Genomic DNA, 20,865 nt, shown 5'->3' with positions numbered 1-20,865 from the left:
AAAAGGATTGGATAATAGCCTATTTTTATTTAAAAAATTATTTAAACTATTATCTTTTTATAATTATTTTTTATATATTCAGCAACTCTAAACGAATTTGCATAAATTGTAAATGTATAAGGAACACTTCCACCTGTTGGCATAAAACTTCCATCTGTTACAAATAGATTTGAAACTTCATGAGCTTGGCAATTTTTATTTAAAACTGAAGTTTTTGGATTATCTCCAAATCTACAACCACCAGCTTGTAAATTTGATGATGGAAGTGCTGATATATCAGAAACTATATTTTTACCACCCATTTTTTCAAAAACTTTAACTGCTTTTTCTTTTATAAAATTTGCAATTTTTAAATCTCTTTCATGTGAGCCAATTCTTATATTTGCAACAGGAATACCGTATTTATCTTTATATTCTTCATCAACACTTATAAATGAGTTATCAGTTGGCGTCCAATCAAGAAAAATTTCCATATTTAAAGTTCTAGTTTTGGTAAAAGTTTCAAATATAGCATTTTGTAACTCTTCTCCTATTCTTAAATCTCCGTTTTCTTTCCATCGTAAACTTGATGCTCTTCGTATAGGATTTTGATGTTCAAATAATAAATCTATAACTCCACCTTTGAACTCTTTCGTATAATACCAATCCATAATTGACCTATTTACAAAAAGTCCAGAAGCATGTAAATCTTTTAAAGGAAGATGTGTTTCATCAAAAGTAGCACTAATTATTCCACCACTACTTGAAAGGAAATTTTTACCTACATTTCCACTATTATTGGCTACTCCATTTGGAAAGTTTTCATCTTTTGAATTAAGTAGCAATCTTGAAGTTTCAACAGCTTGAGCTGCTATTACAAAAAGTTTTGCTTCAAGCTCTTTTTTTGTTCCATTTTTTGTTAAATAAGTAGCACTTTTTATCTTTTTATCTTTTGTCGTATTTAACTTAATAACAAAAGCATTTGCAATTATTTCAACATTATTTGTAAGAAGTGCATCTTTTATTAAACTTGCCCGTGAGCTTCCTTTTGCACCACTTGAACATGAATATGAACCACAATAATTTGAATAATAACAAGGATTTCTAAAATCTTTTTGTTTTGAAATAATTGCTCTAGCAGTTTTTATAGAAGTATAATCCAAATCAGAACAAGCTTTATCTATCAAATCAACTATTTTATTTTCATTTAAAGCTGGATAGATAAAATCTTTTGTACTTCTTGGTTCTAAAAAAGCATATTCTTGAACACTTCCAGAAACTCCAACAAGCTCTTCAACCTTTGTATAATATGGCTCTAATTCATCATAATTTATAGGCCAATCTACGATATTAGAATTTTTTGGAACTCCGTAAGTTGAAGCTAATTTAAAATCCTTTGGTTTAAGTCTATGAAAATATCCACTCATAAAGTTTGAAGAACCACCAAGAAGTGAGCCATTCCAAAAACTCCAACCACTTTCATAAGTTGGAAATTTATGCCAAGAACCATCAATAAACTCTTCAATAGTATGATATTCTTCTTTTAAATTTGGTGTATAAATATCACGGCGTACAACTATTTCATCTTTTGAAAAATCTTTTTCATTGTAAATATCACCTTTTTCTAAAACACAAACTTTTAAACCTGCACGACTTAATTCATAGATTATGGGGCCAGCACCTGCTCCACTTCCAACTACGCAAACATCATATATCATATTTTTTGTCCATATGTTTTTAAAGGTCTTGGATAGCCAATATTATGTTTTACACTATTCCAGCCAATTTGTTCAAAATTTCCACCATAAATTGGGTCACTAAACATTGCTTCAATTCCATAATAACTAATCTTTGACACCCAAGATTTTGCATAAGAACTGTTTTGAATAATTTGAAAAATCAACTCTTTTTTTTCATTTTGATTTAAAGTTAAAAATTCAGAAAAACTGCTATTAAAATCATTTGTTCCATCAATAATCAAAGCTTTATCTTCATCATCAAAGGTTTTATGTGAAATATTTTGTACCAAATATTCTAAAGCTTTAAACTCTTTTGCACTTGGCATATTTTGGGTTTTAGGAAATATTATATTTAACAATTCATCTAAAATCATCAAATTTTCATTTGAAAAAGTTCTTGCAAGTACAAAATTTGTAGATGACAGAATTCCTAAAATAGTGGTAAATTTTATAAAGTTTCTTCTTTTCATAAAAAAAGTATAACTAAAAAAGTGTTTAGTTAGTATTTAGATATGTTATACTTTTATCATGTTAGTTTCAAATGGTACTTTATTAAATATTCTTACTACAAATGATAACAAAGTTCTAAAAGATGTATTAAAACAAGCAGATACAAAAAGTTTAGAACAAATGGTTAAAAATAACTCTACATCTGCAACTGATGTATTAAAAGAGTTATTTACTAATCTAAAAGATGGAACAAAATCAAACACAACTATTGAAAATATTTTAAAAAATTCTAATATCTTTAAAGATTTAGGAAATGTATCTTCAAACTTATCGAATTTGCTTGAAAATATTTCTCAAGATGAAACTTTACAAAAATTCAAACCACAACTAGAAAATTTTTTAAAAAATATAAAAGATATGGATGCAAATACATTAAAAGAACAACTTAAAAATTCTGGTGTTTTTTTAGAATCAAAACTATCACAAAATTCAAATACAAAACTTGAAACTATTTTAAATCAAATTCAGAATTTAGTAAAAGATATAAATACACCTCAAGCCAAACAAGTAACTGAGCTTTTAAATAAACTTTTACAAACTCCACAAAATAGTAATCAAACAACAAACACAAATGTAGAATTTACTAATAATTTAAAATCTCTTACAACTGCTTTACAAAATTTAAATAATTCGTTAACTCCAACTCAAACACAAAATTTAGCAAATCTTACAACTCAACTAAATTCTTTAGTAAATAATGGCTCTTTAGTAGAATCAAAAGTGGAAAATAGCATTTTAAATCAAATTCAAAATTTAGTAAAAGATATAAATACACCTCAAGCAAAACAAGTAAGTGAGCTTTTAAATAAACTTTTACAAACTCCACAAAATAGTAATCAAACAACAAACACAAATGTAGAATTTACTAATAATTTAAAATCTCTTACAACTGCTTTACAAAATTTAAATAGTTCATTGTCTCCAAATCAAACACAAACTTTGGCAAATCTTTCAACTCAACTAAATACTTTGATGACCCAAGATTCTCCTTTACAAAATCTACAAGCAAAAGAAGTAATAAATACGCAAACTAAAGAGTTATTAAGTCAAATTAAAAATGATATTATTCAAAGCCCTATTTTACAAAATAAAAATATTTTACCAATGATTGATAATCTTTTAAAAATGCCTGATTTATTTGTAAAAGGTGAAAATTTACAGAATCTTCTAACTTCTTCAAATAATTTGAGTACATTTTCAAATAATTTTGCATCAAATTTAACTCCTCTTTTAAACAATTTAAAAGAGAGTTTAGAGACATTAAATCCCAATAATTCAAATTTACAAAACCATCTAACAAAATTAGTAGATAAAGTTGAACATATAATTCAAGATATATCAAATAATCCAAAAACAGATACAAAAATTACAGATGATATGAAATCTATTTTACTACAAATGCAAGATGATTTATCTTCAAAAACTGATGCAAAATCTCAAGATATATCAAAACAAATTGATAAACTTTTAACGCAAATAGATTATCATCAATTAACTTCTTTAACTTCAAATTCAAATTATGTTTATCTTCCATTTTTTTGGGAAATGATGGAAGATGGAACAATAAACATGAAAAAAGGTGAAGAAGATAAATTTTACTGTCAAATTAATCTTACATTAAAAGACTTTGGAAAAGTTGATTTAATGCTGGGATTATATAATAAAAATAAACTTGATTTAACAATATATGCACAAAGAGAACATTTTAAAATTGCAATTAGAGATAATATGCAAAAACTAAAAGTTGCTTTAAATAGTGTAAATTTAATTCCAGTTAATATCAAACTTCTTGATATGAATGAAGATGAAAAAAAAGAAAATAAACCAACACAAGTCTATATGAACAATGCTTATAATCAAAGTATTAGTTCTGGAATTGATATAAGAGCATAAAAATGCAAGAAAATATAAATAAAAACTTTATACAAAAAGCTGCGGCACTAAAATATGATATAGAAAAAGATAATGCACCAAAATTAACAGCAAAAGGAAAAGGGGAAACTGCATCTAATATCATAAAAATTGCAAAAGAGAATAATATTCCTATTCAAAAAGATGAAGATTTAATAGAACTTTTATCTCAAATTGATATTGATAAAGAGATACCAGGTTCTATGTATAAAGCTGTTGCAGAAATTTTCTCTTTTATTTATGACTTATCAAATAATAAAAAAAATATTGATGAAAAACTAAAAGAAAAAAGTTTAAATAAACTTTGAGATTGATATAAGAGTATTTATAATATAATGATTTCCACTTAATTAAAATACAAAAGTAAAAAGTTTATATGACCAGAAACAACCTTGATAATCCAGTCTTCTTAATTATTGTTTTACTGATTGCGATAACTATAAATAGTATTGCATCTATTCATTTTTTACTTGTTACATTAAGTGGTATTTTATTTACAGCATTTTACAGAAGTTTAAAAAAAAGATATTTATACTCATTGATATTTGTAATTATCGCTTTTTTGTTTATTGAAATAAACAGTGGATTAAAGCCTTTTTCTTTAACTTTATTATCTTTATTTATCTATATTTTTATTCTACCTAAAGTTGATAACTTTGACTCTTATAACTTAATTCATAGCTATATTTATATCATATTTTTTTATATTGGATTGGTAATTTTATGGGCTATTTCTTTTGGTATTGATGAAAGAATTTTTCTTGCTTTGGTTGCTAATTTGATTATAGATTTACTATTTTTTGGAGCATTCTTGTGAATTTAAGATTAAACTTAATTTTTATTTTAATAACAGCTATTACTATTACTTTACTTTCAAGAGTTTATTTTTTAAGTATTAAATCAAATACTTATTATGAAGAATTATCTAAAAATAATTATATAAATAGAATAAATAAAGTTCCTATTAGAGGGATTATTGAAGATAGAAATGGTGAAAAATTAGCTATTAATGAAATGGGATTTGCAATTTTAATAAAACCTCATTTAAGTTCATTTAAACACAAAGAACAATTAGAAGAGATAGTAGATTTAATAATAAAACATTTTCCTGAGTATGAAAAAGATAAGTTAATAAAAGAGTACAAAAGAAATGATTCTTCATATAATCATGAATTTATTAAAATCATAGATTATATTCCTTATGAAACTTTTTTCCCAAAATATACTGTTTTAGCTTCACAAGAAGATATAAAAATAGAATCATCAACAAAAAGATTTTATCCACAAAAAGAGGTAGCTTCTCATGTTATTGGCTATGTAGGGAAAGCTTCTAAACTAGATATTTTAAATAATGAATTATCTTCATATAATGGTATTATTGGTAAAAATGGATTAGAAAAATATTATAACTCTAAACTTCAAGGAGAAATGGGTTATAAAGATGTAAAAGTAAATGCTCTAAATCAAGAAATTGAAGTTCTAGCTGAAAAAGAGCCATCAACAGATAATAATATAAAAATAAGTTTAGATGTAAATCTTCAAAAATATATTCAACAAATATTTACAGCAAAAAGTGGTGCTGTAATAGTGATGGATGTAAATAATGGAGAATTATTAGCAGCCGCATCTTTCCCTGAATTTGATAATAATATTTTTGCTAGAGGTATATCAGTAAAAGAGTGGAATGAAATGAGAAATGATTTTAATCATCCTTTTACAAATAAAATAATAAATGGTTTATATCCTCCTGGTTCTGTTATTAAAATGGGTGTTGCTATATCATTTTTGGAAAATGGTATAAAAGATAACTATACAGTTAATTGTTCAGGTTCTTTAACAATTGGAAATAGAAATTTTAGATGTTGGAAATCAATTGGACACGGAACAGTTAATTTTAGAAAGGCAATAGCCGAGAGTTGTGATGACTTTTTTTATAAAGGAAGTTTAAAAATTGGTATTAATAAAATATCTCATACATTAGATAAATTAGGCTTTGGACAACAAACAGGAGTTGATCAAATAAATGAATTTGTAGGAATTAACCCAAATAAAGAGTGGAAAGAAAAAAAACACAATCAACCTTGGTATGTTGGTGAAACTGTAATTACTTCAATTGGTCAAGGAAATATGCTTACAACTCCTCTACAAATTGCAAGATATACAGGCTACATAGCAACAGGAAAGCTACCTAAACCACATTTTTATAAAGCAAATTATGAAGAACCAAAAGATTTAAATACTCCTTTTGAATATTTAGACATTATGAGAAAAGGAATGTATGATGTTTCTTATGCTCAAAGAGGAACAGCTAGAAGATATATAAAATCAAAAGTAACAATAGCCTCAAAAACAGGAACGGCTCAAGTTATTTCTATTCCTCAATCTGAAAAAGTAAGAATGAAAGAGAGTGAATTAAAATATTATCAAAGATCTCATGCTTGGATTACAACTTATGGACCATTTAAGAATCCTCAATATGCTGTAACTGTATTAGTTGAGCATGGTGGAAGTGGTGGAGAAGCAACGGGAGAAATTGCAAGTAAAATTTATGATAAATTATATGAATTAGGATATATAACTTCGACTGAATAGTAATTATTTATCCCATTTTTTAAGGTTTTTTAGATACTATTGACTTCATTTTTTAAATAGGATTTTTTTTGAAAATTATTATTTCTTTATTTCTTTTTTCTATTTTAGCATTTGCTGAAGATACAGCACCTATAGTTAATCTTTCAGTTGCAGCACTAAATGAACCTGCTCAATTTGTAAAAACGATAAATATAGCAATTATTTTAACTTTAATGGTATTAGCACCTACACTAATACTTATGGTTACTTCATTTACAAGAATTGTAATAGTATTTTCTCTTTTGAGACAAGCAATGGGGTTACAGCAAACTCCCCCTACTCAAGTTGTTATCTCTTTAGCACTTATTTTAACTATTTTTATTATGGAACCTTATGCAAAAAAATCATGGGAAGATGGAATTGTTCCTTATATGGAAGAAAAAATAGGATATGAAGAAGCTTTTGAAAAAGGTATTAAACCTTTTAAAGAATTTATGATAAAAAATACTAGAGAATCTGATTTAGCCTTATTTTATAGAATCAAAAAAGAACCTAATCCAAAAAATATAGATGATGTTCCTTTAACTTTATTAATGCCTGCATTTATCGTAAGTGAATTAAGAACTGCTTTTGAAATTGGTTTTTTAATCTTTTTACCATTTTTGGTTATTGATATTATTGTTGCATCTATTTTAATGAGTTTAGGTATGATGATGTTACCACCTGTTATGATATCCTTACCTATTAAAATAATATTTTTTATAGTAATTGATGGATGGCAGCTTATTATTGGAAATCTAGCTCAATCCTTTAAATAGCTTAAAAAATAATTGTAAATTAGCTTAAATAAGATTTATAATCTATAAAAAATTAATATGAATAAATATTTATAGATAAATTATTCTTATAATTATAAAAATAGTAGATTATATTATAATTTTTATTTATAATTATTAATAAGAATTAACCTTTTTTTAGTGTATAATAATTACCATTTTATAGCTATAATAGGAACTTACTTTATGAATAAGATTTATTTATCTTTATTACTTACAACCCTAAGTTATGCTCAAAGTGTAAATTTTGATGATGTTTTAACACAAACTTTAAATAACAGCAAAGATTTACAGCAACAAAAACTAAATATCAACTCAGCAAAACTTGATACAAAAATGATTGACTCTATAAATTATGGAAAATTGGTCATAACTGAAGAGTTTAATAGAACAAATCACGCAGGATATGTTTTTAATTCTAAACTCTCTTCAAGAGAGGCTAGTTTTAATGATTTTGGATTTAATGAAATGCCTGCACCTGATTTTACAGAACCAAAAAATCTAAACTATCCTGATGATAGAAACAACTTTAACACAAAAATAACCTATGATATTCCTTTATTTACAGGATTTAAACTCTCTAATCAAAAAGATATTCTAAAACTTCAAGAAAAAGCAAATGAACTAAAATATAATCTTGATAAAAAAAGTTTAGAAGTAGAAGTTTTAAAAGCTTACAATAGTGCTGTTGTTGCCAAAGATTTTGTAACTGCTTTAGAAAAAGCAAAAGAAGCTGTTTCAAAAATAGTTGAAAGTGCAAATGCTTTTCATAAAGAGGGATTTGTAACAAAAATTGATGTAAATGAAGCAAAAGTTTATGCTCTTAATATAAATTCATCACTAATTGAAGCAAAAAACAATTTTCAATTAGCCTTAGCTTATCTTAAATTTTTAAGCTCAAACGATGAAATAAGTGATGTTCAAGAACTTAAAAATATCTATTTTGATTTTCCAAATAAAGATGAACTTTTTAAAATTGCTTTTGAAAATAGAGATGAAATAAAAATGCAAGATATTAAAGTTAATGCAACTAAAAAAAATATAGACATTGCAAATAGTGCATATTTTCCTACTATTTATTCACATTTAGAATATGGATTTAATGATGATAGATTAACTTTGGATAAGAATAAAGATTATTATATGGCTTTGATTGGTATTTCTCTTACTTTATTTGATGATACAAGAAATATAGAAAAACAAAAAAGTAAAATAGAATATGCAAAAGCTAACTTAAATCAAGAAAAGTTAAAAGATGCAATAAAACTTGAGCTTAAAAAAGCTATTTTAAACTTAGAAGCCAAAGAAGCAATTTTAGAAGAAAAAATAGAAGCAAAAAATTTAGCAAATAGTGTTTTAGAGCAAGCAAAATTACAATATAAAAATAGATTAATTTCAATGACCACACTACTTTCTCAAGAAGCAAACTATAGAAAAAATGAATCTATGTTAATTCAAGCAAGATATGAAAAATCTCTTGCTTTAGCAAACTTAAATCTTATTTTAGGGAAAAATATCAAAGAGGGAAAAAACTAATGTTAAAACTATTATTACCAGCTATTTTATCAATAAATCTATTTGCAAATCAGATAGAACTTTCAGGAACAGTTATTTCTGATAATGAAAAAATTATCACAAGTAGAAATATGGGATACATAAAAGAAGTTTATGTAAATGAGGGCTCAAGTGTAAAAAAAGGTGATATTTTATATGAGATTGACTCTTCAAATATTGATTCAAATAAAAAAGAGATAGAACTAAATCTTCAAATTTTGCAAAATCAAGCAAATAATATAGAGTTAAATCTTAAAAGATACAAAAATTTATTAGCTCAAGATTTAGTTTCACTTTATGAAGTTGAACAAATGGAATTAAATTTGACAAACACAAAAAATATGATAAATATTACTAAAGCAAAACTAGATGAGATAAAAACTCAATACGATTATCTAAAAATAAAAGCTCCAAATGATGGTTTAATAATCAAAAAATCAGTAAAAGCAGGAGAATTATCTATGCCTGCAATGCCTGCTTTTATTCTAACTGATTTATCAAGTTTATTAATCAAATCAGATATCTCAGAAGCAAATTTAAATGATATAAAAATAGGTCAAGAAGTTGACATTGAAATAAACTCTATAAATTTCAAAGATAAAGGAAAAATTAGTTCAATCATTCCAAATACAACTGGTATGACACACTCTTTTGTGATTAAAATAAGTTTTGATAAAAAAGATTTTAATGTTTATCCAGGAATGTACTCAAAAGTTTTAATAGATTTGAAGAAATAGGAAATTTAAATGAATGGAAATATTGATAAAAATCTAAATATTGCTGGAAGATTATCTTTAGCTTTTATAAATCATCCCTTGACTTTTATTTTTGGGTTTTTTATTTTAGCTTTAGGTTATATCTCTTTAGTTTTTATGCCAAGAGAAGAAAATCCTCAAATAAAAGTAAGTGGTGGAGTGGTAATTGTTGCGCTTCCTGGTGCACTTCCTAGTGAAATTCAAAAAGTAATAATAGAACCTCTTGAAAAGAAAATAAAAGAGATAAAAGGGGTTGAACACATTTACTCTTATGCAAAAGATTCTGTTGGAATTGTTCAAGTTCAATACTATATAGGAGAAGATAAAGAGAAATCAAATCTAAAACTATATGACCAAGTTATGAGAAATATGGATTTAATGCCACAAAATGCAATGCAACCAATAATCAAAACTATGGATATAGATACAGATATTCCAATAGCTACAATTGCATTTTATAGCCAAAAAGAAAAAGGGAAAGATTTAGTTTCACAAACTGAGTTATACAATACAGTAAGTAAAATCACAAAAGAGATAAATAAAATAAAAAATGTAGCTTTAGTTGATTTAAAAGGTGAAAAAAAAGACCAATTTAATGTTTTAGTTGATGCAAACAAACTTTCAAGCTATAACTTATCTTTAGGTCAAGTTATGCAACAAATTCAAGCACTATCTTATAAAACTCCAAATATTACAACAAATACAAACGACTCTAATATTGTAGTATTTGGTATAAAACAAGCAATTGAAAATGAAAATGATTTAAAAAATCTAATCATTTCTTATAATTTTCAAACACCAATTTATCTAAAAGATATTGCAACAGTTGAAAAATCTTTTGATATTCAAAATAAAAAAGATGCTTTAATTTATGAGAGAAACGTAATTGAAGATTTTGAAGAGATAAATCAATTAACTCTAACTGCTTCTAAATTAAAAGGTTCTAATTCTGTAACTATTAATAAAGAGATTTTTGCATATATGGAATCAATAAAAGATGAGTTATTAGCAAAAAATATAAAATATGTTATAACTAGAGATGATGGTTACACAGCAAATAATGCTGTTAATTCACTTGTGAAAGATCTTTTAATTTCAATTGTAATAATTGCTATTTTACTTATTTTTACACTAGGACGAAAAGAGGCTATGATTGTTTCTTTAATGGTTCCTATGATTTTATCTTTAACTTTATTTATAGGTTTTATTTTGGGAGAGACTATAAATAGAATTACTCTTTTTGCCCTAATAGTATCTTTAGGAATGCTGGTTGATGCGGCTATTATTGTTATTGAAAATATTCACAGACATAAAACAGAATCCCCAAATATGGATATAAATATTCTTTCAATAAATGCAACAAATGAGATAGGAAATGCTACAAACATAGCAACAATTGCAATTATAATGACTTTTATACCTATGTTTTTTGTTGGTGGAATGATGGGGCAATTTATGTACCCTCTTCCTGTTTTTGTACCTATTTCATTAGCTATGTCTTTATTTATAGCTTATGCTTTTACACCTTATTTAGTAAAAAAAATTTTGTAGGATAGTTTAATGAAATTAGAAAAATTTATATATAGTATTTTAGAAAGTAAAACAAAATCTTTTTTAGTTTATTTGATTACTTTTATTTTATTTATTTTAAGTGTTTTAACCTTTCCAACACAAATTACTAAAGCAAAAATGCTTCCAAGTAAAGATTCTGATACTTTTTCAATTTATGTGGATTTAAAAGATGGTTCAAGTATTAATCAAACAAAAGAAATAATTCAATGTATTGTGAAAAATCTTCAAAAAGAAAAAAATATCACTAATATTTCAGCTTTTATAGGAGAAGGACAACCTCTTGATTTTGCAGCTTTAGTCAAACAAAGTGCATTAAAAGATAAAGAATCTCAAGCTGAACTTATGGTAAATATAAAAAAAGCAAAAGATAGAAATATAACTTCTTATAATTTAGTTAGTAATATAAGGGAAGAAGTTCAAAAAAATTGTACTTTATATGATGCAAATATCAAATTTATAGAATTACCAGCAGGTCCACCTGTACTTGCTTCTATTGTTGCTGAAATTTATGGTGGAAATAGTTTTGAAACAAGAAGAGATTTTGCATTAAAAATAGCCAAAATTTTAAAAAATCAATCAACATTAGTTGATATTGATATATTGGCTGATGATGATTTTATAATGTATGAATTAGAAGTTGATAATAATAAAACTTTAATTAGTGGCATTGATTTAGAACAACTTAAAAATACTCTTTATTTGGCTTTTGAAGGGATGAATATCTCTGTTATAAATGATAAAAATGTTCAAAGTCAAATACCAATCTTTTTAAGATTAGATGATTCAAAAAATTTAAAGGATAGTTCAAAACAATCATTACAAACAAAACTTCAAACTTTAAAGATTATGAATAATAAAGGAAATATGATAAATATTTCTGAATTAGTTTCTATAAAAGAGATTATAAAAGAGCCAACAATTACCTCAAAAAATCTAAATCCAATGATAAATATAATCGCAGAAACAAATAAAGATAGTCAAATCTATCCACTACTTGATTCAAGAAATGAAATGTTAAACTCTTTATCAAATGATTATGAGGTGATTAAAACAAATCTTCTAAATCTTGCATTTATCGATAAAAAAACAGGTGAAAGATTTGATCTAGTTTTTGATGGAGAATTAAAAGTTACAATTGATACATTTATTGATTTAGGTGGAGCATTTATAATTGCACTTGTTTTAATATTCTTCTTAATGGTTATGTATTATAAAAGTTTTGCAATATCAGGTGGGATTGTATTATCTAGTTTTATTTCAATTATTGGAGTTATCTTTGCTCATATAATTATGGATTTAATAACACCAGATACATTTTATTTAACAGCAACTTCACTTATTGGATTTATTGGACTTATTGGAATAAATTCAAGAAATTCAACATTAATTATAGATTTTTCAAAACAACTTGTAATTGAAAAAAATCTTACAATAAATGAAGCTATTGCAAAAGCAACAGCAACAAGGTCAAAACCTATTATTTTAACTGTTTTAACGATGGTTTTCGCAAGTGCATTGATTGCAAATGATGCAGTATTTGGAGGACTTGGAGTTGCACTAATAGGAGGAACACTTATCTCTTATGTTGTTTCTATGTTTTTTGTGCCTGTTATTATAAAAAATCAGTTAAAAAAGATTTTATAAATCTTTTTTAACTATGTATTTTCATCTGTTTTATAGTCTCATCATCTATTTGAAAATTTCTGTTTTTTAGCTTTTCCATAACTTTACTTTTTCTATCTTCATTTAAATTTTGCCCTACTTTTATCTTGCAACTTTGTGTTTCAATTTTTAACTCAATAATTGCCGTTTTATCAAGCATTTTTGTGTACATTGCTTTATTATAAGCAATTTCTTCAAAACTATCTTCTTTTTGAAACTTTTTCATCAAAGCATTTAAAACATCAGCTTTTTTATTTCCATCTTCTATAAATTTCAACTTTCCTTCAAATAAAACTGAAGCAAAAAACTGTGTTGCTGGACAAGCAGCCATCGTATCACTAAAATATGAAGGTATAAAAGAGTATGGTTTTACTACTAAAAAAGCTGCGTTTGGGTTTGAACTTATAGCTTCTATTTTTCTTCCCTCTTTTGCACCATGAAAAAAGATAGAATTTTCAAAAAATACAAAATTCAAAGCTACACAATATGGTTTCCCCTGGCTTATTAAACTTAAAGTGCCATATTCACAAACTTTTAATATCTCATTTATGCTATTTTCATCTTTTACATTAAACTCTTTTCTTCTCATCTTTTTCCTTTTTAAGTTGTTTGATAAGCTTCAAGTATTTCTATTTTCATAACTGCTCTTGCCCATTCAAATTTAGTTTTCATTACTTCGTATTCTTCTATATCTTGAAATATTTTTGCTTTTCCTACTATTTTCACTCCCATACCCATTCCATGTAATCCCATGAGTTCTTTTGTTCCAATAACAACAATTACTCTATTTTCATTTTTTAATACTTCTTCCATTTTATTCATACCTGCAACTGGAAGAAAAATATTGTTATCTTTAAAGCTAACATAAGAGTTCCAAGTATTTACGATATGAGGAAAATCATCGCCTTTGGCAACTACACTAAAAACACCTTCATATTTCAAAATATTTTCTATTTTTTCGTTCATCTTTTTCCTTTTTAAGTAATTATTCGTATAATATCAATATTTTGTACCTAATAAAAGATACACTTTTTAGTTTTTTAATAAGGACAGTTATGTATAAATTTGATAACAATTCACCTCTTTATATTCAACTTTATGAACAAATGAAAAATGAAATAAAAAATGTGCTAAAAGCTGGAGTAAAACTTCCTTCCATAAGAAAAGTTGCAAATGATTATAAACTTAGTAAAACAACTGTTCAAACTGCTTATAATCAACTTTGTTGTGAAGGATACATACAAAGTTTTGAAAAGAGTGGTTATTATGTTTGTGAAGAGATTTACCAGAAATTCAACTCTCAAATTGAAAATAAAAAAGATGAAATAAAAGAAGAAAAAAACTATAAAATAAACTTTTTTCCTGCAAGTCTCGATAAAAATTCTTTTCCAAAACAAACGTGGTTAAAACTTTATAATAAAGTTGTAAAAGAAGATGTTCATTATGGAGTTTATTCAAATTTTCAAGGTGATTATGAGCTAAGAAAAGAGATAAAAAAATATCTTCTAAACTCAAGAGCAGTTATATGTAATACAGAACAAATTGTCATCACAAATGGATTTTCTAATTCTATGTTTCTTCTAGCAAATATTTTAAAAAAAATTTCAAATAAAGTTGCTATTGAATCTCCTGGATATAGAGTTGCAAGAAAAGTATTTGAGTTATCTTCTTTTGAAATAAATGCTATTCCTATAAATAAAGATGGTTTAGATTTGAATTTTTTAGAAAAAAGTGATTCAAAGATTTTATATACAACACCTTCCCATCAATTTCCAACTGGAATTACAATGCCAATTGCAAATAGAATAAAACTTATAAATTGGGCAAAGAACAATGATGCTTTTATCATTGAAGATGATTATGATAGTGAACTAAGCTATTATAATCGCCCTATTCCTTCTATGCAAAGTTTAGAAAATAGTGATAGAGTTATCTATTTAGGTACTTTTTCAAAAGCTCTTTCTCCTGCTTTGAGAGTATCTTATATTGTTTTGCCAAACTGTTTATTGAATATTTATCATGATGTTTTTGATTTTGTATTTTCACAAGTTCCAATAGATATTCAAAAAACATTAACACTTTTTTTAAAAGAAGGTTATTGGGAAAAACATCTTAGAAAAATCAGAAATTCAAATAGAAAAAAACATAACTTAATGAAAGAGTATTTAAAAAGTTATTTAAAAAATGAGATAAAAATCTTAAGAGAAGGAAGTGGGTTAAACTTTTTGATAAAACCCCTTGTAAATATTGATTTAGAAAAGCTTGAAAAAAGAGCCCAAGAAAAAGATGTAAAAATCTATTTTAAAGAGTTTTTTAATCTTGAAAAAGTAGTAGCTTTGGGATTTGGTGGTTTTGAAGAGTTTGAAATAGAAAATGCAATAAAAACTTTTAGTGAAATTTGGTTCAAAGTTAAAAGAATTCAGTAAAAATTAAAAGTTAAAACTTTTAATTTTTATCTGATTTTATAAATCAATCACCATAGCAATTTCATCACAAATTGGGAAATGTTTACATCTAATACAATCAGCCCAAATTTTATGTTCAGGTATCTCTTCTTTTGCTATTTCTCTAAAACCACAACTTTCAAAAAAACCTTTTTCATAAGTTAAAGATAAAACTTGTTCTATTCCATATTGTTTTGCTTCATTTATACAAGCTTCAACAAGTTTTTTTCCAAGTTTTAAACCACGAAACTCTTTTCCTACAACTAAACTTCTAACTTCTGCAAGTCTTGGAGAGTGAATATGAGTTGCAGTAAAACCAGCCATTTTTCCATCAACTTCAACAACTGTATATGAACGAATAGTTGTTGCCATTTCATCAGCTGTTCTTAAAAGAATTTTTCCTTTTTCTACTTCTTCTTTTACTAAATCCTGCATTTTAGGAATGTCTACAACCGTTGGTTTATAAAATCTGATTTCCAAATAAATATCCTGTTATTTTATTTTGAAGGTCTATTATACCTCTTTTTTTCAAATTAGATATAAAAATTCCTTCAGGGTATACTCTTCTTAATTGAGCTAATTCATTCTGTTTTAATTTATCAGTTTTCGTGAAAGCATGAATTATTATTTGGTCGCCTCTTTTTATATCTTTCAAAAACTCATCAACATTTTTATCTATTTCAAGTTCTGGGTGTCTTGCATCAATTAAATGTACAAATATTTGTAAATTTGGTCTTAATTCTAAATATCCAGTAAGATTTCTATTCCATTGAGCTTTTAAACTTTTTGCTACTTTAGCATAACCAAACCCAGGTAAATCCACAAATCTTGTAAATAAATATGGTGTCTCTTCACTTTCAGTTTTAAATTTAATCTCAAAATAATTTATAAGCTGAGTTTTTCCGGGAGTTGAAGATGATTTAGCTAAACCATTTCTATTTGTTAAAGTATTCAAAAGTGAAGATTTACCAACATTTGAACGTCCTAAAAATGCAACTTCTGCTACATTTGGTGGCGGTGAATCTTCTACACTTTGTGCTGATTGCAAAAATTTTGCATCAATAATTCTCATTGATTTTTTCCTTTATCTTCACCACGATCTACATTTATTATAAATCTAACAGGTTTATTTTCATTTCCTTTTACTTTAGCTTCACCTGTTATTTGGTTAACAAAAATAGTATCTCCATAAACTTTTCTATCATCATTTTTTTCTTGTAAAAATCCATTACCAATAATTGTATATTCTTCTTTTTGAGGAGAATAAATAATCTTATCTCCATTTCCTATATAATGTTTATCTTCTGTAACTATTTCAAAATCTGCATTACCCATAGCTTCATATCTTAAAGGTACTTTTTTATTTTCTTTATTAGTCGTAAAAAATACATCCACTCTATTTGCATTTAATTTATCTTGTCCCATTTTTATCTTTACATTTCCTGTAAATATAGAAACACCTTTTTTATCATCTGCTTGAAAATCTTGTGCATCAATAACTAAAGTTTCACTTTGTGCAAATAAAAGTGTAGAACAAATTATAGAACCTATTAAATATCTCATCTTTTCCCTTTTTTAATTTTTTTTCATATCAATTTCAAAATGTGCATTTTCAGCTTTTATATTATCATTATTTATATCTAAATATAAATTTGTACCTTTGAAAATATGTTCATTATAAATACCATCAAAAGGTTTATTATTTTTTGCTATTTTATTTATATCATCATAAATTAAATGGTCTGTATCTAACTTAACAAATTTATCTCTTTTATATTTTACATTATTTGTTAAAGTATAAATATCGCCTTTTTTGATTATTTTGTCTGCTTTTAAATTTTCACTATTAAACTCTTTTGTTGCATCTTGATTTTTTAGTGTTATATCAGCATTAAACATTTCATCTCTATTTTGATACTTTACAGCGTGTTCTGCAATTACAACTCTATAAATACTTCTATCATTTAATGTATACATAATAGGTTTTTCAAAAATTACTTGTGGTAAATCTTTTTCAGCTTGAGATTTTTCTGGCTTTTTTATAGGTATAAAATAAGCGAAAATAGATACAAATAAAAGTAATGTTGTAAAAGATTTTATACCCATGCGTTTAAAAATTCCTCTTCTAAATTATCTTCTTTAAAAATATATTCTAACATCTCTCTAACTGCTCCTTCTCCACCTTTCTTTTTACATATTACGTGAACAAACTCTTTTAAATACTCTGAACCATTCGAAGGAGTAAAAGATAAACCTGCTTTTTTTAACATATTATAATCATTTAAATCATCACCAATTGCAGCTACTTGATTCCAAGATAATTTCTCTTGTTTTAAAATATTTTCTAAAACTTCTTGTTTATTTTTCACACCTTGATAAAGATGTGTAATATTTAACTCTTTTGCTCTTCTTTCAACTATTGATGAATTTCTACCTGTTATAATTGCTGCTTTTTTTCCAAGATTCTTTGTCCAAACAGCTATTGCTAAACCATCTGCAACATCAAAAGATTTTGTTTCTTCACCAGTTGAAGAATAAGTAATTTTACCATCTGTTAAAGTACCATCAACATCTAAAACAATAAGTTCTATCATAAAACACCTTTTGTACTCGGAATTCCTAATCTTTCATTTTTAACTAAAGCACGTCGAAGTGCTACTGCAAATGCTTTAAAACTAGCTTCTAAAATATGGTGTTTATTTCTTCCTCTATCTTGAATAATATGAACTGTCAATCCAGCATTTCCTGCAAGTGCATGAAAAAACTCTTCGACCAATTCTACATCAAAATCTCCAACTTTTCCACTTACATTTACTTCATAAACTAAAAAAGGTCTATTTGATAAATCTAAAGCACAAGTAGTTGCTGCTTCATCCATAACTACTGTTGCATTACCATATCTTTCAACAGCATTAATTGGAAAAATTGCTTTTTTTAAAGCTTGTCCTAAAACAATTCCACAATCTTCAACTGTATGGTGTGCATCAATATGTAAGTCACCATCACAAGTTAATTCAATATCAATACCACTATGTTTTGATAAAGCCTCTAACATATGATCAAAAAAACCAACACCTGTTTTGATATTTGATTTTCCAGAGCCATTTATATCTATTTTACAGCTAATATCAGTTTCTTTCGTTTTTCGGTTTATTTCTACCATTTTATTATCCTATTTTATAATCATTGAGTTATTTAAGCTGTTGTTATTCTTAAATCTTAATGCTTCATCATAACTATTAAAACCTTTTATAAATACTTTATATAAAACATTTCCATTTACAAAAGTTTTTTCATATTCAACTAAATTATTACTAAACTCTCTTTGATAGTTATTTTTTGTTTTTGTTGCACCTTCAACCTTACTAAAAGCACCAACTTGAATCTTATAACTTCCACTTGAAACAACATTAGATTTTGGTTTATTTACCACTGGTACAGTTTTTGTTACTGTTGTTCCAATAACTGAAGGAGAAGTTACATTTGTACTAATTATTTTATCTTCTTTTATATCTAATGGTTCAAGTTCTACAATATTTTCAGATTGAACAGGAGGTATATTCTCTTTTGAAACTTGTTCAAATGGTGCATTTTTATTTTCAATTTCACCATTATATCCTAAAACTGTCACTTTTACTTTAGCCGTTCCACGTCTTACCATATCAATTTCATGAGCTGCTTTATTTGATAAATCAATTATTCTTCCTTTTACAAATGGTCCTCTATCATTAATTCTTACGATTATAGATTTACCATTTTCTAAATTATCAACTCTAACAACTGTATTCATCGGCAGTGTTTTATGAGCAGCTGTCATAGCATGCATATTATAAATTTCTCCATTTGAAGTCTTTTTAGAGTGAAAATCAGGACCATACCAAGAAGCAATTCCTTCGAAATTATCTCCTATATTTGCTATAAATGGATAATATTTTATTCCAAATACATTATAAGGTCTCATTGTGTATTTATGCATTTGAGGAGAATTGTTTATTTTAGAATTTTTAGTATCTTTATAAAATTTTGTATAATCACCACTTACGTTTTTTTGCGAACATCCAGTAAATAAAAATAGACCACATACTCCTAAAAATAAACTATTTCGTATATTATTTATAAATCTCAATTTTTTCTCCTATTTTTATTAAATTCGAACTTTTTTTATTATCTCTTTTTAATTTTGCTAAATTAACCTTAAATTTCTTTGCTATTAATTCTAAAGAATCTCCCTTTTTAACTTCATAAATAATCGGTTTCTTAGATAAATTATTATTTTTAGTTTCAACAACTTTTTTAATTTGCTTATTACTATTTATATTAACTATTTTTTTATTATAAAGTTCTAATTTTTCTTCTGGAATATAAATATTGTAAAGTTTTGAATCAATAGGTAAAGCCTCTTTTTTAATATGTTTATTCAAAATTTTAAACTCATTATAATTCATCTCTACAATGTTAGCTAAAGATTTTAATTGTAAACCTTTTGGAGCTTTTACTTTTTCTAATTTATATTTTGCTTTATTATTTATACTTTTAAATAAATCTTTTTTAGAAATTATTGTAAAGGCAATAATTTTTTGAATGTAACTTATACTAGATTCTGCCAAATAATCTTTATTTTTATTATTTCTTACTAAGTAAGCAAAATCATAAGCTTTTTCTTGTTTACCAATTTTGTTATAAATAATATATAAATTATTTAACCCTTTTTTATTCTTTTTATACTGTTCAATATAAGATTTATAAATTTTAATATTTGCATCATTTTGCATATGAGGATTTAATTCTAAATACCTATCTAAAGATGCTTTAGCAACTCCATATATAACTCTACCTTCTCCACTATTATAAGCTAAAAGTGCTAAATACCATTTATTAAATTTTTTATAATATTTTTTTAAATACAAACTTGCAGCATCTGTTGATTTAATGAGATCTAATCTTTCATCAACAAACTCATCATTTCTTAATTTTAAATTTTTTGCAGTTTGTGGCATAATTTGCCATAATCCAGCAGGAGAATTTTTACCTTTTGTTTGATTTACAAAACTTGATTCAAGTAAAGGAATAAAAAAGAAAGATTCAGGAAGATTCTCTTTTTCTATTTCAGTTTTTACTATTTGAACGTTTAAAGAAGATTTTTTTATTAAATTATTGTAATAAGTAATATTTTTTGAAGAGGAATACTCTTCATAAGTTTTATCTAAAGATTTTTCATTTACAAAAGAGGAATCAATATCTAAATCTTTTAGAACTTTTATTGCTATATCCTCTATTGCAAAAAGGGTATTAACAAATATTAAAATTGAAAAAAAAACTCTAATCAAAAAAT

At 25.5% G+C, this 20,865-nt stretch carries 20 protein-coding genes and 1 pseudogene; 9 read left to right on the top strand and 12 right to left on the bottom strand.

The annotated features are described in order from the left end of the window. Positions 1–41 precede the first annotated feature (41 nt). Together AAQM_RS05460 and AAQM_RS05455 are read right to left on the bottom strand one after the other, a co-directional pair. The gene (locus tag AAQM_RS05460) at positions 42–1,697 is read right to left on the bottom strand and encodes a GMC family oxidoreductase (RefSeq protein WP_129095107.1); all 1,656 of its coding nucleotides are present in this window, start codon (positions 1,695–1,697) and stop codon (positions 42–44) included. Further along, the gene (locus tag AAQM_RS05455) at positions 1,694–2,188 is read right to left on the bottom strand and encodes a gluconate 2-dehydrogenase subunit 3 family protein (RefSeq protein ID WP_129095108.1); all 495 of its coding nucleotides are present in this window, start codon (positions 2,186–2,188) and stop codon (positions 1,694–1,696) included. The genes AAQM_RS05460 and AAQM_RS05455 overlap by 4 nt, the downstream gene beginning before the upstream one ends. A gap of 58 nt (positions 2,189–2,246) precedes the next feature. On the opposite strand from AAQM_RS05455, the gene AAQM_RS05450 reads away from it, so the two are divergent. From AAQM_RS05450 to AAQM_RS12755, 8 genes and pseudogenes are all read left to right on the top strand, one after another. Further along, positions 2,247–4,121, top strand: coding sequence for a flagellar hook-length control protein FliK (locus AAQM_RS05450; protein WP_129095109.1), 1,875 nt, complete (start codon positions 2,247–2,249; stop codon positions 4,119–4,121). 2 nt (positions 4,122–4,123) lie between these two features. Next, positions 4,124–4,447, top strand: a complete 324-nt coding sequence (locus tag AAQM_RS05445) for an EscU/YscU/HrcU family type III secretion system export apparatus switch protein (RefSeq protein WP_129095110.1) — start codon at positions 4,124–4,126, stop codon at positions 4,445–4,447. Positions 4,448–4,515: 68 nt separating this feature from the next. Continuing rightward, positions 4,516–4,956, top strand: coding sequence for a hypothetical protein (locus tag AAQM_RS05440; RefSeq protein ID WP_129095111.1), 441 nt, complete (start codon positions 4,516–4,518; stop codon positions 4,954–4,956). Continuing rightward, a complete protein-coding gene (mrdA, locus tag AAQM_RS05435; RefSeq protein WP_129095112.1) occupies positions 4,953–6,731 on the top strand; it encodes a penicillin-binding protein 2 in 1,779 nt (592 codons plus the stop codon). Before AAQM_RS05440 ends, mrdA begins: the two co-directional genes overlap by 4 nt. 68 nt (positions 6,732–6,799) lie before the next feature. Further along, positions 6,800–7,528: a flagellar type III secretion system pore protein FliP gene (gene fliP, locus AAQM_RS05430; protein WP_129095113.1), complete on the top strand. Its 729-nt coding sequence runs from the start codon at positions 6,800–6,802 to the stop codon at positions 7,526–7,528. Between the two features lie 204 nt (positions 7,529–7,732). Continuing rightward, positions 7,733–9,082 carry a TolC family protein gene (locus AAQM_RS05425; protein ID WP_129095114.1) on the top strand — a complete coding sequence of 450 codons (1,350 nt, stop codon included), beginning with the start codon at positions 7,733–7,735 and terminating at the stop codon, positions 9,080–9,082. Beyond that, on the top strand, positions 9,082–9,837 hold the full coding sequence (locus tag AAQM_RS05420) for an efflux RND transporter periplasmic adaptor subunit (RefSeq protein ID WP_129095115.1): 756 nt from the start codon (positions 9,082–9,084) through the stop codon (positions 9,835–9,837). The genes AAQM_RS05425 and AAQM_RS05420 overlap by 1 nt, the downstream gene beginning before the upstream one ends. Before the next feature lie 9 nt (positions 9,838–9,846). Further along, positions 9,847–13,071, top strand: a pseudogene (locus AAQM_RS12755) (efflux RND transporter permease subunit). A gap of 7 nt (positions 13,072–13,078) precedes the next feature. Here the strand turns inward: AAQM_RS12755 and AAQM_RS05405 are convergent. Together AAQM_RS05405 and AAQM_RS05400 are read right to left on the bottom strand one after the other, a co-directional pair. After that, on the bottom strand, positions 13,079–13,678 hold the full coding sequence (locus AAQM_RS05405) for a pyridoxamine 5'-phosphate oxidase family protein (protein WP_129095118.1): 600 nt from the start codon (positions 13,676–13,678) through the stop codon (positions 13,079–13,081). 11 nt (positions 13,679–13,689) lie between these two features. After that, positions 13,690–14,055: an FMN-binding protein gene (locus tag AAQM_RS05400; RefSeq protein ID WP_129095119.1), complete on the bottom strand. Its 366-nt coding sequence runs from the start codon at positions 14,053–14,055 to the stop codon at positions 13,690–13,692. 89 nt (positions 14,056–14,144) lie between these two features. Between AAQM_RS05400 and pdxR the strand changes: the two genes are divergently transcribed. Beyond that, the gene (pdxR, locus tag AAQM_RS05395) at positions 14,145–15,515 is read left to right on the top strand and encodes a MocR-like pyridoxine biosynthesis transcription factor PdxR (RefSeq protein ID WP_129095120.1); all 1,371 of its coding nucleotides are present in this window, start codon (positions 14,145–14,147) and stop codon (positions 15,513–15,515) included. Between the two features lie 36 nt (positions 15,516–15,551). On the opposite strand, the gene AAQM_RS05390 is transcribed toward pdxR, so the two are convergent. The 8 genes from AAQM_RS05390 to AAQM_RS05355 are packed head-to-tail and all read right to left on the bottom strand — an operon-like array spanning position 15,552 to position 20,860. Then, positions 15,552–16,013, bottom strand: a complete 462-nt coding sequence (locus AAQM_RS05390) for an N-acetyltransferase (RefSeq protein WP_128985618.1) — start codon at positions 16,011–16,013, stop codon at positions 15,552–15,554. Then, entirely contained in the window at positions 15,994–16,605 is a 612-nt protein-coding gene (yihA, locus tag AAQM_RS05385) for a ribosome biogenesis GTP-binding protein YihA/YsxC (RefSeq protein ID WP_129095121.1), read from the bottom strand. The genes AAQM_RS05390 and yihA overlap by 20 nt, the downstream gene beginning before the upstream one ends. Continuing rightward, entirely contained in the window at positions 16,602–17,096 is a 495-nt protein-coding gene (lptA, locus tag AAQM_RS05380; protein WP_129095122.1) for a lipopolysaccharide transport periplasmic protein LptA, read from the bottom strand. Before lptA ends, yihA begins: the two co-directional genes overlap by 4 nt. A gap of 12 nt (positions 17,097–17,108) precedes the next feature. Beyond that, complete coding sequence (lptC, locus tag AAQM_RS05375) at positions 17,109–17,639, bottom strand: LPS export ABC transporter periplasmic protein LptC (protein ID WP_129095123.1); 531 nt, start codon at positions 17,637–17,639, stop codon at positions 17,109–17,111. Beyond that, entirely contained in the window at positions 17,630–18,127 is a 498-nt protein-coding gene (locus AAQM_RS05370) for a KdsC family phosphatase (protein ID WP_129095124.1), read from the bottom strand. The genes lptC and AAQM_RS05370 overlap by 10 nt, the downstream gene beginning before the upstream one ends. Beyond that, entirely contained in the window at positions 18,124–18,696 is a 573-nt protein-coding gene (hisB, locus tag AAQM_RS05365; protein ID WP_129095125.1) for an imidazoleglycerol-phosphate dehydratase HisB, read from the bottom strand. The genes AAQM_RS05370 and hisB overlap by 4 nt, the downstream gene beginning before the upstream one ends. 9 nt (positions 18,697–18,705) lie before the next feature. Beyond that, a complete protein-coding gene (locus tag AAQM_RS05360) occupies positions 18,706–19,659 on the bottom strand; it encodes a septal ring lytic transglycosylase RlpA family protein (protein WP_129095126.1) in 954 nt (317 codons plus the stop codon). Further along, on the bottom strand, positions 19,643–20,860 hold the full coding sequence (locus AAQM_RS05355) for a lytic transglycosylase domain-containing protein (protein ID WP_129095127.1): 1,218 nt from the start codon (positions 20,858–20,860) through the stop codon (positions 19,643–19,645). Before AAQM_RS05355 ends, AAQM_RS05360 begins: the two co-directional genes overlap by 17 nt. Between the last annotated feature and the right edge of the window lie 5 nt (positions 20,861–20,865).

The organism is Arcobacter aquimarinus (assembly GCF_013177635.1).
In the GTDB taxonomy this organism is placed as follows: domain Bacteria; phylum Campylobacterota; class Campylobacteria; order Campylobacterales; family Arcobacteraceae; genus Aliarcobacter; species Aliarcobacter aquimarinus.
Note: the sequence above shows the minus strand (reverse complement) of the source record. Positions and strands in the feature narration are given on the sequence as shown.